This is a genomic window from Granulosicoccus antarcticus IMCC3135, assembly GCF_002215215.1.
GTDB classification, from domain to species: Bacteria; Pseudomonadota; Gammaproteobacteria; order Granulosicoccales; family Granulosicoccaceae; genus Granulosicoccus; species Granulosicoccus antarcticus.
On the sequence record NZ_CP018632.1, the window covers coordinates 4,266,010 to 4,280,785 of the forward strand.

A 14,776-nucleotide genomic window follows, 5' to 3' on the forward strand; every position below is an offset into this window, starting at 1 on the left:
GAGTATGCCAGTGTCGATCAGTTTCGCACATTCCTGATTCAGTACCTGTTGTATAGCACTATACTTACCCTATGGAAAATCCCCAGGACCTTGCTCTCATCATCAGCTCGGCTGACATACCAGCCCGAGTCGCTACCGGTGAAACCCCCACGCTGTTCGCCGTCAATCCGGAATCCGAACGGCGCTTCTGGGAGTTTTTTGTCGTCACCATCCGTAATACGAATACGCGCTATGCCTATCTGAACGCGGTCTACCGGTTTTCCGACTGGTGCCAGTTTCACCGCATACAGCTCGAAGATGTCGATCCTATGGTCGTGGCCGCCTATATCGAACAGTTGAATCAGGTCTATGCCGCGCCCAGCGTCAAGCAACATCTGGCAGCCATTCGCATGCTGTTCGACTGGCTGGTTACCGGACATGTGGTAGCCGTGAATCCTGCGGTCGCCGTGCGCGGACCTCGGCACACGGTCAAGGTCGGCAAGACACCCGTACTGACAGCAAAGGAGACCCGAACCCTACTGGACAGTATCGAAACCGACACCCTGGTAGGGCTTCGCGATCGAGCCTTGATCAGTGTCATGGTGTACAGCTTCGGAAGAATATCGGCCGTGGCTGCCATGTGCGTTGCTGACTACTACACACAGGGAAAACGCTCCTACTTCCGATTACTTGAAAAAGGCGGTAGCTTCAATGTCATTCCGAGCCACCACATCGCTCAGGAGTATGTGGACATCTACGTGCAAACCGCCGGTATCAGTGATGATCGCAAAGGCCCTCTTTTTCGCACATCGGGCCGCGGCCGGCAGAAGAATGTGCTGCTTCCCAAAGCCATATCGCGCTTCTCTGCCTTGCAAATGGTCAAACGCCGAGCCTTCCGGGCAGGTCTGCCTACCGAGATATGCAATCACACCTTCAGAGGTACGGGTATAACCGAATACCTGAGAAATGGCGGCGAACTGGAAACGGCAGCCAGAATTGCCGGACACGATTCAACCCGAACCACTCAAATCTACGATCGCTCAGAACAGGAGCTGACGCTGGATGAGATAGAACGCATTCTTATTTGAGTCCGCGCTCTGAGAGGAGCCTGCCCGAAGATAGATTGAACGACTGCGGAGGCGATCTTCCCGGACAGCTTCCTTGCAGCCAGAATTCACGGTAGAACTTCGAGCGGTTTTTCAAGTTCCTGCAATGGCGGCTTATCGGGATACTTTATGGATTGTAATACCGCCTCAGCGAGAAACCTGCCAGCTCGTCTGACATCCTCGTGCATGGAAAGAAGTTCTTTTCGAAAAAGACTGCGGAACGGTATTGACTCCTTTCCAAAGACATCAATCTGGCGCGCCTGATCGGGGAAGCTTAACTCGAAAGTATCAACAGCATCGATGGCAGCCAGACTGGCCACTGTGGATCCCACAAATATCCCATCTATGCTCGGATCCTTCTGGAGTACCTCGAGTATCCGGTCACGAACTGTTTCAGCGGGAGAGTCACTACGGATCTTGTCACAGATACGCACCGACACACCGGTTTCATCGGACGCATGTTTCAGGCCCTGAGCCATGCATTGACTGTAAAACTGATCTTTGGGCGGCAGGATAGCGAAGATGCGGGAGCGGCCTCGCATTGCAAGCTTCTTTAATCCTCCATAAGCAAACGCGGTGTTGTCAAAATCAAAATAAGGATGATCCGATGACCAGTCCGTTCGCCCATGGGTGGCAAATGGAAAGTTTCGCTCCATAAGGTATTTGACCCTAGGGTCTTGCGGCGTTGTTGCGTTGAGGATCAGAGCATCCGCCGATTTGGTTTCAACGATATAACGCACCGGCTTCATGGGATCCTCACCTGAAAACCAGGGAGTCACATTCAGATGATAGGCCGTATTGCGCAACTCACTGGCAATGCCCTCGATCAGCTGAGCCGTGTGATTCATGACATCGTTTTCGATAGGCAGCACCAGACTGATCACGTTCGTACGCCCGGTTCTCAATCGCAGACCGGCACGGTTCGGCACATAGCCAATTTCGTCAGCGATACGGCAAACGGTTTTTTTGGTTTCAGCCCCGATATCGGGAGCATCACTCAGTGCGCGTGAAACAGTCGGAACTGCGAATCCACTCAGTTGCGAAATTGTCTTCAGAGTCGGCCTCACTAGATTGTGTGAAGCCTGATCTGGATTGTTGTCTTGCTGACTCAAGGGTTCCTAATCTCGTTGGGAAATACCGATTTATATTGCCTGCATTTCAGAATACACCAGTACCTGAACGTGCCTCCTTGGCGAATGCTGATGAGAAAATTTAATTTCAGCTCCGATAATACTTGATTCAAGGATCTAAAACGTTATAGGATTTTCTATATCGTTTTAGTAATTTTTTTCTCTGGAGGAAAATGGGATGAAAGCGACCACTCGTCTATTGCTCACCACAGCAATACTTAGCGCTGGCCATGTTCAGGCTACCGAACTCGAAGTCACCCACTGGTGGACATCCGGGGGTGAGGCTGCTGCCGTTGCCGAATTGGCCAAGGCATTCAATGAAACGGGCAATACCTGGGTTGACGGCGCCATTGCCGGTGGCGGAAGCATCGCCCGTCCAATCATGATCAGTCGTATTACCGGTGGTGATCCGATGGCTGCCACACAATTCAATCACGGGCGTCAGGCAGAAGAGCTTGTCGAGGCGGGATTGATGCGGGACCTCACTGACGTGGCGGAAGCTGAAGGCTGGAAAGAGGTGGTACATCCCTCATCACTGCTGGATGCCTGCACGGTCGATGGGCGTATCTACTGTGCCCCCATCAACATTCATTCCTGGCAATGGCTGTGGCTTTCACACAAGGCATTCAAGGATGCCGGCGTAACAGTTCCCACCAACTGGGATGAATATGTTGCCGCGGCACCGGCACTGGAAGCCGCCGGCAAGGTTCCTCTGGCTCTGGGACAGCAGGCCTGGCAGACCAGTGGCGCATTCAACGTACTGATGATTGCAATTGCTGGCAAGGAAATATACGACAAGGTCTACGCTGATCATGATGCCGAAGCCGCCGCTGGCGCGGATATTACCCGAGTATTCAAAGCAGCGGCTGACGCCCGCAAGATGTCCAAAGATTCCAAGGTACAGGATTGGAACCTGGCAACCAATATGGTCATTACCGGCCAGGCTGGCGGACAAATCATGGGTGACTGGGCACAAGGTGAATTTCAGGTGGCTAACCAGGTAGCCGGTGAGGACTATTCCTGTCTGCCCGGCCTCGGGGTCAATGAAATAATTTCGACATCCGGCGATGCCTTCTATTTTCCGGTGATCGACGACGCCGAGCAATCGAAGGCCCAAGACGTGCTGGCAGCCACCATGCTCAAGGCTGAAACGCAGGTCGCTTTCAATCTGAAAAAAGGCTCCTTGCCCATACGTGGCGATATCAATATGGATACAGCCAACGACTGCATGCGCAAAGGCCTTGAGATACTGGCCGCGGGCAACACGGTTCGCGACGCGGCACAGTTAATCAGCCCGGATACCAATAGCCAGATCGAGGATCTGTTTTCGGAATTCTTCAACGATTACAGCGTAACTGTTGAAGAGGCGCAAGCGAGCTTCGCCGGCATAATCGCTGACGCCGACTAGATTTTTGCCTTCTGAGCACGACAACTCAAGTACAGGGGCGGGAAACACCATGACGCATGGTTCCCGCCCCTGCTTTCATTGTTGAAGGCAGACAGACAGACTCATGAAATCAGAAAGGCGAGGCGGTAAATCATTCAGAAACATGGCTGCCAAAATTGCGGCCATTCCCATGGTTGTAACAGCCACAGTTGTTTTTCTGGGCTGCTCAATCTGGACCATCGTCTACTCGTTTACCGGCTCCAGGCTGCTGCCAAAACTCAAATGGGTAGGATTGGATCAGTATGAACGCCTGTGGGGAAGCCGACGGTGGCTGATCTCCATCGAAAATCTCGCAATCTACGGCATTCTTGCCCTGACCCTCTCCCTGCTCATCGGCTTCATGCTGGCCGCCTTGCTGGATCAGAAAATACGATTCGAAAATACATTCCGCTCGATCCTATTGTATCCCTTCGCGCTAAGCTTCATCGTGACAGGCCTGGTCTGGCAATGGATTCTGAATCCTGAATTCGGCGTGCAGAATATCGTACGCTCTCTGGGTTTCGAGAACTTCACGTTCGACCCTCTCTACGATGCCAACATCGTCATCTATGGCATTCTTATCGCAGCCTTGTGGCAAAGCACCGGACTTGTAATGTGTCTGATGCTGGCGGGACTGCGAAGTATTGATGAGGATATCTGGAAAGCATCACGTGTTGATGGTATTCCAGCCTGGAAGACCTACCTTTTCATTGTCATTCCCATGATGCGGCCCGTGTTCATCACAACGTTGGTCATCATTACATCCGGCATCATAAAACTCTACGACCTGGTTGTTGCCCAGACCGGTGGCGGTCCGGGCCTGGCCTCTGAGGTACCCGCCAAATACGTCTACGACATGATGTTCCTCAGCCAGAACCTGGGCCAGGGCTTCGCAGCCTCGACAATGATGTTGGTGGCAGTTGTCGTCATCATCATACCGTGGGCCTACCTGGAATTCGGAGGCAAGAAACATGGCTGATCATCCAGCAATCAGTGTGGTTTCTCAGGATCTGTCAGGACCACAAGGCCCCCGTCCTCGCCGTCTGCTCTCGTCTCGAAACATCATCATCTACGGCACTTTGATACTGGTCTCCCTCTACTACCTGTTACCGCTCTATGTCATGGTAGTGACCTCACTCAAGGGCATGCCTGAAATTCGCCTGGGCAATATCTTCTCACCACCGGTCGAAATCACCTTCGAACCCTGGGTTAAAGCCTGGTCAAGCGCGTGTACCGGACTCAACTGCGATGGCTTGTCACGCGGCTTCTGGAACTCGGTACAGATTCTTGTACCCTCCACATTGCTGTCAATCGCAATAGCCTCTGTCAATGGCTACGCGCTGGTCAACTGGCGTTTTCGTGGTGCCAACGTTTTCTTCACGATTCTGATTGTCGGAGCCTTCATTCCTTATCAGGTCATGATCTACCCCATCGTCATTCTGCTTCGCGAGATGGGTCTCTACGGCTCGCTTACAGGGCTTGTGCTGGTTCACTCAGTGTTTGGCATGCCCATACTGACACTACTGTTCCGTAACTACTTCAGCTCGATACCCGCAGAGCTTTTCAAGGCGGCTCGTGTCGATGGTGCCGGCTTCTGGCGCATCTACTTCATGATCATGTTGCCAATGTCACTGCCCATCTTTGTCGTCGCGATGATATTGCAGATCACCGGTATCTGGAACGACTTCCTGCTTGGCGTTATCTACACACGTCCGGAGAACTACCCCATGACTGTTCAGCTCAACAATATCGTCAACTCTGTCCAGGGAGTGAAGGAATACAACGTGAATATGGCCGCCACCTTGCTGACCGGTGCCGTACCGTTGGTCATCTACTTTATTTCCGGAAAACTTTTCGTACGTGGAATCGCCGCCGGCGCGGTAAAGGGTTGACCTTATGAGCTCAGTTGAAATCAAGGGTCTCGACCTGCAATTTGCCTCCATAAAGGTATTGCAGAACTTGAACCTGACTATTCCCAAAGGCGAGTTTCTGGTCTTGCTCGGCTCATCCGGTTGCGGCAAGTCGACATTGCTCAATTGCATTGCCGGATTATTGGAGCCCACTGCCGGCCAGATTTTCATCAACGGCAAGAACGTCACCTGGTCCGAACCATCGGAGCGAGGCATTGGCATGGTTTTTCAGTCCTACGCGCTGTACCCACAGATGAGTGTTGAGGGTAATCTGACATTCGGCTTGCGCAACGCGCGAATGCCCAGGCAAGAGATTGCCAAACGAGTCAAACGTGCCGCCGAAGTGCTGCAAATTGAACCACTGCTGAAAAGAAAACCAGCCGCACTTTCCGGCGGGCAACGTCAACGAGTTGCAATCGGGCGAGCATTGGTGCGTGACGTGGAAGTCTTTCTCTTCGACGAACCCTTGTCCAACCTGGATGCAAAGTTGAGGGCTGATTTGAGAGTGGAGATCAAACGTCTGCACCAACAGTTGGAAAACACCATGATCTACGTCACCCACGATCAGATTGAAGCCATGACCCTGGCAGATAGAATCGCCATCATGAAGGGCGGAAAAATCATGCAATTGGGATCGCCCAACGAAATCTATAACCGCCCTCTCAATCGATATGTTGCCGACTTTATCGGCTCACCCTCAATGAATTTCATTGAAGGCACTATCAAGGAGGGCACTTTTAAAAAAGGCGACATGATGGTGCCATTGAACAAGTATGAGTTCTCCACAGAGAGAGCATCGCAAAGCGCTGCCACCCTGGGTATCAGGCCAGAGCATATAGTCACCGGTGATCAGGCTCATGGCATGCCATTCAGTACAAGCGTTGAAATAGAACTGGTCGAGCCTACGGGTTCGGACACGCTGGTTTATGCGCAACTGGAAGGCACAGCGTTTCGTATCCGTATGGATGGCCAGGCAAAAGTCAGGCCTCGGGAGAAAATAACCATCGGCATTGATTCGGCGCGTGCCTCCTTATTCGATTCTTCCACTGAATTGCGCCTGTAGCAAAACCCACCAATAACAAGCAGAAAACCTGCACACCTCCACTTCGGAAAATCACCCACTGGACTCCAATGAAGCCAATTGCCTATCAGCTCTACTCTTCACGTAATCACGACCTTGATAGTACGCTGAGCATGCTCGCACGCCTGGGTATCACAGAACTCGAAGGCTATGCCCCGCTCTACCAGGACATCAATGCAACACGCAACCGGCTGGACAAGAATCAGCTGACCATGCCCACCGGGCACTTCGCCATCGAACAGGTCGAGTCCGATCCGACAGGCTGCATCGCAATTGCTCGTTCGCTGGGTCTGGAAAGTATCATTGTGCCTTTCCTGACCCCGGATCAACGCCCTGTTGATGCCGCTGGCTGGCAACAGCTTGCAACAAGAGTCACCGAGATGGGCAAGCCGGTGCGTGACGCCGGACTGGGGTTTGGCTGGCATAACCATGATTTTGAATTCCTCCCCCTCGACGATGGCACGCTGCCGATTGAATATCTGCTTGAAGCCGCGCCGCAAATTGAGCTGGAACTGGATCTTGCCTGGGTTCATGTTGCCGGCCAGAACCCTGTCAATTGGATCAAGCGATTGACTGGACAGATTCTGGCCGTTCACCTCAAGGATTGCGCACCTGAGGGTGAGAATCTTGACGAGGACGGCTGGGCTGATGTGGGCTATGGCATCATGGACTGGGAAGTAATCGCTGCCGCATTGAAACTTGCCAAGGTGCCACGCTTCATCATCGAACACGATAACCCCTCCGATCCGGAGCGATTTGCTCGTCGTTCCCTGGCAACTGTTGAAGGCCTGTAGGTTATGAAAAGCAAGAACTCATTGAGCGTCGGCATTATTGGTTGTGGCAACATTTCAACCACGTATCTGACGCTCGCACCGCTATTCAAGTCTATAGAGGTCAAGGCCGTTGCTGATATCGACCTATCAGCAGCACAACTGCGTGCCACTGAATACGGGGTCCGTGCGCAATCGGTAGACGAACTGCTGGCAGCACATGATATCGATGTGATCGTCAACCTGACCATCCCATCCGCCCATTTTTCAGTGACTCGACGCATCCTGCAAGCTGGCAAACATGCCTATTCTGAAAAGCCGCTGGTATTGACTCTGGAAGAAGGCAAAGAACTGCGAGAACTGGCCGACTCGCTTGGTTTGAGCATCGGTTCGGCGCCAGATACTTTCCTGGGCGCATCTCACCAACTGGCAAGATCAGCGGTGGATCGAGGTCTGATGGGCTCGATCACCGGTGGCACCTGCCATTTCATGACTCCCGGAATGGAAGACTGGCACCCCAACCCGGATTTCTTCTATCGTCCAGGCGCAGGCCCCGTACTTGATATGGGCCCCTACTACCTCACCAACCTGGTTCAACTCATCGGACCAGCACGAACGGTTTCAGCCATGGCATCAACCGGCTTCCAGCACCGCACCATTGGCAATGGTCCGCGCGAGGGTGAAGTCATCGATGTGGAGATTCCAACGAATACCCATGCCCTCATAGAATTCAATAGCGGAGCTGTCATCACTTTTGGCGCAAGCTGGGATGTTCGAACGCATCGTCATAGCTTGATTGAGCTGTACGGGACTGACGCAACGCTCTATATTCCCGACCCTAATTTCTTTGGCGGCGACGTCGAACTTGCCCGCAGCAACGATTGGTGCGAGGTTTTGCCAGAGCCGGGGCATCCTTTCGGTAAACAAACCATGGAAGACAGCAACGGGGTTGCTCGTGCCAACTATCGCTGTGCAGGACTAGCCGACATGGCAGATGCCATCATCAATGGGCGTAAACATCGCTGCAACATGGATGTTGCCTTGCACGTTGTTGACATTCTCACCTCAATCGAGCGCTCTGCAGCGACACGGCAATGGGTCGATATGACAACAAGCTGTGAACGACCTGAGGCGCTCTCACCTGAACAGGCACAGGCGATGCTGGACCCTGACGCCCGCCTGCCTTCGATGTAAGTCGCATCAACTCCTGGGCTGATAGGTCAGCGGAAACATGCGCTTGGGTCCAATGGCCATATCGGCCAGAGTATAACGATCCAGCGTATCCAGAAAGGCATTGGTCGCCGCAATCAGCGGCGCCGGCAACGCACAGATTGGCGTGATCGGACAGGTATTCACAGGCCGCAAACACTCGACGACGGCAAAATCGGGCTCCATCAGGCGCACGACATCCCCCAGTGGTATCTCGCCCGTCTCCTTGCCCAGCCGCAGACCGCCTGAGCGACCCCGTATAGCGACCAGCAAACCAGCGCGTGTCAGGGCATTTACAACCTTCATCGTCGTACTTCTGGAAATGCCATAAAATTCGACCACCTCCTCGATTCGAAACAAGGCGCCTTCTTTTTCAGCGGCATAGATCAAGACACGAAAAGCGATATCACTGGCATCGGTCAAGCGCATAAGACAGGTCGTCCAGTCGGGTTTTTAGCTGCAACAGCATAAGAGTTTATATTAAAGAGTCTTTTGACATGTATCATTTAATCATTCACTATACATGCTACTGACATGTATCTTTATTGAAGAGGAATCCCGATGTCAACATTGTCCGAATCCACCATCGAAATCGTCAGCGCCACCGTGCCGGCTCTTGAACAGCATGGCGAGGCTATTGTGGCCCGCATGTATGGACGACTCCTGGCTGACGCTGGCATTCGCGCCTTCTTCAATATGTCGCACCAAACCGGCAACTCACCTCAGCACAAGGCTTTGACAGGCGCTATCCTGGCCTACGCTCGGCATATCCGGGAACCACAGGTATTGGCTGCCACTATTGAGCGTATCGCCCAGAAGCACGTTGCTCTGAAGATCGAACCACCCCATTACGAAGCTGTGGGAGGCGCCTTGCTGGCGGCCATCAGCGATGTTCTCGGAGAGGCTGCAAGCGAAGAGGTGCTGACAGCCTGGGGCGAGGCGTACTGGTTTCTGGCCAACGTTCTCATCGATCGTGAAAAAGATCTCTACCAGGATCAGGCAGAAGCTCCAGGTGGCTGGTCTGGTTGGCGTAAATTCGTCATTGCTGAAAAGCATGAAGAAACGGCAGAGATCACCTCATTTATTCTGCGCCCGGAAGACGGTGCTCCCGTGCTTCGGCACAAGCCGGGTCAGTATCTGAGTTTTCTGATCGACACAGGAGATGCTGATACCGGGCCTGTGCGACGCACCTACTCCATCTCATCAGCACCCAATGGCAGCACCTATCGCATCACGGTAAAACGTGAAGCGCAGGGCAAGGTTTCAGGCTGGCTGCATAATGTCGCCCAGCAGGGCACCATTCTGGATGTCGGTGCTCCTGCTGGCGAATTCTTTCTGGATCCGGCACAAAAATCCGAGATCGTCCTGTTATCGGGTGGTGTCGGCCTTACGCCCATGATCTCCATGCTGGAGGCTAATGGCGACGGAGCTCTGCCCATCACCTACGTCCACGCAGCACGCAGCCGGGCCCACCATGCCATGAAAGAGGTGTCCAGTCGCTTGGCAACCAACACAGCCAACTTCTATGAAGAGCCAGATGGCGAACAGATATCAGACGAAGCTGCCTCTATTACGGGTCGCGTCGATACCAGCTGGCTTGCGGCAAACACCAGCCCCAAAACAGCCGATTACTACGTCTGTGGCCCCTCAGGATTCATGAAGGCGACCATCAGTGGTCTGCGATCATTGGGTGTTAGTGATGATCGTCTGCATTACGAATTTTTCGGCCCTGCCTCCGAAGCTTTGTAGAACGTTTCAGTTCAAGTCGTATTCCAGACCCGTTGCAGCAGAGCTTATTCTGCTGCAACCATCTCCAGATCGTAAACCAGAATGCCAGCAGCACCGCCTTCGGCTGCCTCTACCAGCCTGGCCCCGGCACGCTGATGCGCAGCATCGACCAGGTAGGCATCACGTGCTTCGGCTCCGGCAAAGTCGACCATGAAGCCATCGGCAAAGCCTTTGTCCATACCTGTTTCGGGGCTGACATTAGCACCGATATGCACAGCCAGAATACCAGTCAGATGTAATTGCAAGGCAGAGATTTCGGCGAACAGCTCATCACGCTGCTCAGCTGTCACGCTACTTCTGAATTGTATGAATACGCAGTGTCTGATCATGGCAGTTCAATTCTCCTACCGGTTCGAGAGGATTCGAGCATGGCTTCGATAACGGCAATGGTATTGCGAGCCTGAAGGGCGGTAACTGGCGGTGGATTGCCTTGTCTGATTGCAACACTGAGTTCACGATAGAACGCCGGCCAGTCGCCTTTGAGCGTCGGCACTTTTGATCGACTGCTCTGATCACCATCAATCTGCGTCAGAATACCGAAATGAGACTCATCCTCTAGCCCATACCCTTCATCCTGTGGTGTCATGCCCAGCTGTCGTAGCTGGTCTTCTTGCGGATCCAGATGATGTTTAATCCAGGAACCCCGTGTACCGTGAACCCGGTAACGCAAATCATTGTCCGCCACCAGCATTCCCGCCGTCAGCTCGACTCGCAATCGGCCCAAGCCCATACGCAAATGGAAGCTGTCGATGATGTCGCTCCCCTCACGCTGTTTCTGGACATCGCCTTGTACCCAGTCCGGCATTCCGAACAGAGCCAGAGCCTGATCAATGATGTGAGCCCCCAGGTCGTAATGAATACCAACACCGGGTTGCTCGCTTTCCTGCCACCGATCCTGAATCAGTAATTTGAAGCGATCAAAATGCGCAGCATAGAACACCACCTCTCCCAACTGGCCATCATCGATCAGCTGACGAAGCGTCAGAAAATCTGCATCGTAGCGACGATTCTGGTAACAGGTGGCGATTCTGCCAGCGGCCTCGGCAGCAGCAATGACCTCATCCGCCTCTTGCACGGTTGATGTAAACGGCTTGTCACTCAACACATGCTTGCCTGCAGCCAAGGCCTCAAGCATTAATGGTGCATGCGTATAACTGGGGGATGCCAGCACGACAAGCTCGACCTCATCATCGCCAAATAATTCAGCCGGCGTGGCATGTACTCGCACGTTGGGGTGATCCGCGTGTACCTTGTTTTTGTCACTGGAGGCAACGGCCACCAGTTCCACTCCCGCGGCCTGATACAAAGGTGTATGAAAGACCTTGCCAGCCAATCCATAACCAACCAGACCTATCCTCAATGGCTTCTCATTCACTGCACGCGTTCTCCACTGTCGGTATCAAAATAATGAGCTTTGCTCATATCAAAAGCCAGAGTGATTTGTTCGCCAGTTCGTGCTCGCAGACTGTTCTCTACGCGAGCGGTGAAATGCACATCGCCATCTCGCGTGGCAATAAACGTATCAGAACCTGTCGGCTCGATCAGCTCGATGGTCAGATCCAATGTGCCAAAATCCGTCTCGCCAGCTTGCTCGCCCTGCGCGTGAGTGATGTTTTCTGCCCGCATGCCCATGTCGATCGTCCCAGACTGTTCTGCACGAGCCAATAGCTCCTCACTGGGTTGATGCAGAGGCAGTGTGAATTGAGCAAACTTCAGCTCCAATCCGTTCTGCGTACGCTGCAATGTCCCGGTCACGCGATTCATTGCCGGCGACCCCATGAAGTCGGCGACAAAGGTATTCGCGGGACGATGATAGATGTCGTCTGGCGTACCCACTTGCTGCACCTCTCCGTGCCTGAGCACGGCAATCTTGGTAGCCAGCGTCATGGCCTCGATCTGATCGTGTGTGACATAGACGATCGTCGTACCCAGGCGTGCATGCAGCTTCTTGATCTCGGCACGCATATCCACTCGCAGCCGCGCGTCCAGATTTGACAGGGGTTCATCAAACAAAAACGCACGCGGATCTCGTACCAGAGCACGGCCCATGGCCACACGTTGGCGCTGACCACCGGACAACTGCCCGGGCTTGCGCTTCAATAAAGGCTCGATTTGCAACATGGCAGCAACCTCAGCGGTTTTCTTGATCCGCTCAGCCTTTGGTACGCCACGCGTCTCCATGCCAAAACCTATATTACCTGCCACAGTCATGTTCGGGTACAGGGCGTAGGACTGGAACACCATGGCGATATCTCGCTTGGACGGATGCAGCTCCTTGATAGACTTGCCACCAATCCGAATGTCACCACTGCTCGCCTCTTCAAAACCTGCAAGCATGTTCAGCAGCGTTGATTTGCCGCAACCCGACGGACCAATCAATACCAGAAAACCACCTTCTTCAACATCGATGCACACGTTCTTCAAGGCATCAACGCCTGCAAACTGCTTGCTCAGCGAATCGATTTCGAGGAAATGTTCTGTCGTGTTATTCATTGTTTTCTCGTTCAATTCCATCACCCCTTGACCGCACCGGCCATCAGGCCACGTACAAAATATCGACCTGATACGACGTACACCACCAGTGTCGGCAAAGCCGCCAGCACCGCACCTGCAAAATGCACATTGTATTCCTTGACCCCGGTCGAGGAGCTGACCAGATTGTTCAGTGCAACCGTCATGGGTACAGAATCCACATCGGCAAAACTGGCACCGAACAGGAAGTCATTCCAGATATTGGTGAACTGCCAGATGACCGAGACGACGATAATCGGCCCGGATGATGGCAGTAGAATGCGGCGAAATATGCGGAAAAAACCGGCACCATCAATCTGTGCTGCCCGCACCAGTTCTGTGGGAAATGCTGCGTAGTAATTTCTGAAAAACAGCGTCGTAAAGCCCAGACCATAGACCACATGCACCAGCACCAGGCCGGTGGTTGAACCTGCCAGTCCCATGATGCCCAGCATTCTGGCCATGGGTATCAGCACAATCTGAAACGGTATGAAACAGGACAGCAGCAACAGTCCAAACACGATTCCATCGCCACGGAAGCGCCACTTGGTCAGCACATAGCCATTCAGCGAACCCAGAATGGTCGATATCAATACCGCCGGAACCACCATGGCTATGGAGTTCATGAAATACGGCTTCAAGCCTGTCGCCTGCACACCAATCTGGGCCGTCGACCAGGCACTCGCCCAGGGAGCCAGAGTCCAAACTTCCGGCAGTGACATCATGTCGCCCCCACGAATCTCTTCAAGGGGCTTGAACGAATTCACCAGCATGACGTACAGCGGCAATAAATAATAAAGAGCAAAGAGTATGAGCACCAAATACAATAGAAAGCGCCCTGCCCGAGCCCCCGTTTTACTGCCTGATGCCGCCAGAGGTTGATTATCTTGTGAGTTTTTCTGGGGGCTATTCAGCGAGCCATTCGGCAAACTTGCCTGTGAGTTGCTCATGATTGTTTGTCCGCGCGTAGCTCTGAATACAGATAGGGCACGATGATGGAGAAGATCATGATCAGCATGATGATAGCTGACGAGGCGCCAATGCCCATCAGATTACGACTGAAGGTATAGGAATACATGAACGTTGCGGGCAACTCGGTCGCCTTGCCCGGACCACCACCTGTCAAGGCGACGACCAGATCGTAGGACTTGATGGCCAGATGGGCCAGCACCACAAAAGCGGACAAAAACACGGGCCGCATCATGGGAATGATGATGCGTCGGTAGATGCGGGCACGTGAGGCGCCATCGATTTCAGCGGCGCGAATAATGTCTGGATCGACACCTCGCAAGCCTGCCAGAAACATGGCCATGACAAAGCCCGAGCTTTGCCATACGGCGGCTATAACCACGACATAAATGGCGTGTGTTCGACTCTTGATCCAGTCGAACTGAAAACTCTCCCAGCCCCAGGCGTGCATCGTATGTTCCAGACCCATGCCCGGATCCAGAAACCACTTCCAGGCGGTACCGGTAACGATGAAGGACAAAGCCATGGGGTACAGATAGATGGGGCGCAAAACGCCTTCTGCCCGAATTTTCTGATCAAGCAGAATGGCCAGCAGCAACCCAAGCACACTGCAGATAACGATATACAGAATACCGAATATGGCCAAATTATTGAGTGAGCTGGTCCAGTGCCTCAGCTTCCACAGCTTTTCGTAATTCTCCAGACCAACAAAACCGTAGGAGGGCAGCATCTTGGAGTCTGAAACAGAGAGATATCCCGTGTACAGAATGAATCCATAAACGAAAAACAGAATGAGCAGAAAACTCGGCCCCAACACCAGCTTCGGTATCCAGGCCTGCAGGCGTTCTTTCATATCGACTATATTGCCAGTTCGCGAAAAAGGGACTGTTTGTCAGC

The 14,776-nt window shown here is 53.1% G+C and carries 15 protein-coding genes; 8 read left to right on the forward strand and 7 right to left on the reverse strand.

What is annotated here, in order from left to right; genetic code table 11:
* The first annotated feature begins 71 nt into the window (after positions 1-71).
* The gene (locus IMCC3135_RS18410) at positions 72-1,067 is read left to right on the forward strand and encodes a tyrosine-type recombinase/integrase (RefSeq protein WP_088918939.1); all 996 of its coding nucleotides are present in this window, start codon (positions 72-74) and stop codon (positions 1,065-1,067) included.
* 86 nt (positions 1,068-1,153) lie between these two features.
* Here IMCC3135_RS18410 and IMCC3135_RS18415 read toward each other — a convergent pair whose 3' ends face one another.
* Positions 1,154-2,197, reverse strand: a complete 1,044-nt coding sequence (locus IMCC3135_RS18415) for a LacI family transcriptional regulator (protein ID WP_088918940.1) — start codon at positions 2,195-2,197, stop codon at positions 1,154-1,156.
* Between the two features lie 196 nt (positions 2,198-2,393).
* Here IMCC3135_RS18415 and IMCC3135_RS18420 point away from each other — a divergent pair, with 196 nt between their 5' ends.
* The 6 genes from IMCC3135_RS18420 to IMCC3135_RS18445 all read left to right on the forward strand — a co-directional run bounded on the left by IMCC3135_RS18420 (position 2,394) and on the right by IMCC3135_RS18445 (position 8,596).
* Positions 2,394-3,623, forward strand: coding sequence for an ABC transporter substrate-binding protein (locus IMCC3135_RS18420; protein ID WP_088918941.1), 1,230 nt, complete (start codon positions 2,394-2,396; stop codon positions 3,621-3,623).
* 103 nt (positions 3,624-3,726) lie between these two features.
* On the forward strand, positions 3,727-4,620 hold the full coding sequence (locus tag IMCC3135_RS18425; protein ID WP_088918942.1) for a carbohydrate ABC transporter permease: 894 nt from the start codon (positions 3,727-3,729) through the stop codon (positions 4,618-4,620).
* The gene (locus tag IMCC3135_RS18430) at positions 4,613-5,533 is read left to right on the forward strand and encodes a carbohydrate ABC transporter permease (RefSeq protein WP_088918943.1); all 921 of its coding nucleotides are present in this window, start codon (positions 4,613-4,615) and stop codon (positions 5,531-5,533) included. Before IMCC3135_RS18425 ends, IMCC3135_RS18430 begins: the two co-directional genes overlap by 8 nt.
* Positions 5,534-5,537: 4 nt before the next feature.
* A complete protein-coding gene (locus IMCC3135_RS18435; protein ID WP_088918944.1) occupies positions 5,538-6,614 on the forward strand; it encodes an ABC transporter ATP-binding protein in 1,077 nt (358 codons plus the stop codon).
* Between the two features lie 68 nt (positions 6,615-6,682).
* Positions 6,683-7,426 (forward strand): sugar phosphate isomerase/epimerase family protein, encoded by a 744-nt coding sequence (locus IMCC3135_RS18440; protein WP_088918945.1) that lies wholly within the window; start codon positions 6,683-6,685, stop codon positions 7,424-7,426.
* Positions 7,427-7,429: 3 nt separating this feature from the next.
* Positions 7,430-8,596 (forward strand): Gfo/Idh/MocA family protein, encoded by a 1,167-nt coding sequence (locus IMCC3135_RS18445; RefSeq protein WP_088918946.1) that lies wholly within the window; start codon positions 7,430-7,432, stop codon positions 8,594-8,596.
* Positions 8,597-8,602: 6 nt separating this feature from the next.
* Here the strand turns inward: IMCC3135_RS18445 and IMCC3135_RS18450 are convergent, their stop codons facing one another.
* Complete coding sequence (locus tag IMCC3135_RS18450) at positions 8,603-9,040, reverse strand: Rrf2 family transcriptional regulator (protein ID WP_088918947.1); 438 nt, start codon at positions 9,038-9,040, stop codon at positions 8,603-8,605.
* A 132-nt stretch (positions 9,041-9,172) separates the two neighbouring features.
* Between IMCC3135_RS18450 and hmpA the strand changes: the two genes are divergently transcribed.
* The gene (gene hmpA, locus IMCC3135_RS18455; RefSeq protein ID WP_088918948.1) at positions 9,173-10,360 is read left to right on the forward strand and encodes an NO-inducible flavohemoprotein; all 1,188 of its coding nucleotides are present in this window, start codon (positions 9,173-9,175) and stop codon (positions 10,358-10,360) included.
* 44 nt (positions 10,361-10,404) lie between these two features.
* Here the strand turns inward: hmpA and IMCC3135_RS18460 are convergent, their stop codons facing one another.
* Genes IMCC3135_RS18460 through IMCC3135_RS18480 form a run of 5 tightly spaced genes read right to left on the reverse strand, consistent with a single transcriptional unit; the run spans position 10,405 to position 14,732 of the window.
* Complete coding sequence (locus tag IMCC3135_RS18460) at positions 10,405-10,728, reverse strand: Dabb family protein (protein ID WP_088918949.1); 324 nt, start codon at positions 10,726-10,728, stop codon at positions 10,405-10,407.
* Positions 10,725-11,774: an oxidoreductase gene (locus IMCC3135_RS18465; protein ID WP_088918950.1), complete on the reverse strand. Its 1,050-nt coding sequence runs from the start codon at positions 11,772-11,774 to the stop codon at positions 10,725-10,727. The genes IMCC3135_RS18460 and IMCC3135_RS18465 overlap by 4 nt, the downstream gene beginning before the upstream one ends.
* Positions 11,771-12,892 carry an ABC transporter ATP-binding protein gene (locus IMCC3135_RS18470; RefSeq protein ID WP_088921926.1) on the reverse strand — a complete coding sequence of 374 codons (1,122 nt, stop codon included), beginning with the start codon at positions 12,890-12,892 and terminating at the stop codon, positions 11,771-11,773. The genes IMCC3135_RS18465 and IMCC3135_RS18470 overlap by 4 nt, the downstream gene beginning before the upstream one ends.
* Before the next feature lie 20 nt (positions 12,893-12,912).
* Positions 12,913-13,860: a carbohydrate ABC transporter permease gene (locus IMCC3135_RS18475; protein WP_088918951.1), complete on the reverse strand. Its 948-nt coding sequence runs from the start codon at positions 13,858-13,860 to the stop codon at positions 12,913-12,915.
* Positions 13,857-14,732 carry a carbohydrate ABC transporter permease gene (locus IMCC3135_RS18480; protein ID WP_088918952.1) on the reverse strand — a complete coding sequence of 292 codons (876 nt, stop codon included), beginning with the start codon at positions 14,730-14,732 and terminating at the stop codon, positions 13,857-13,859. The genes IMCC3135_RS18475 and IMCC3135_RS18480 overlap by 4 nt, the downstream gene beginning before the upstream one ends.
* Between the last annotated feature and the right edge of the window lie 44 nt (positions 14,733-14,776).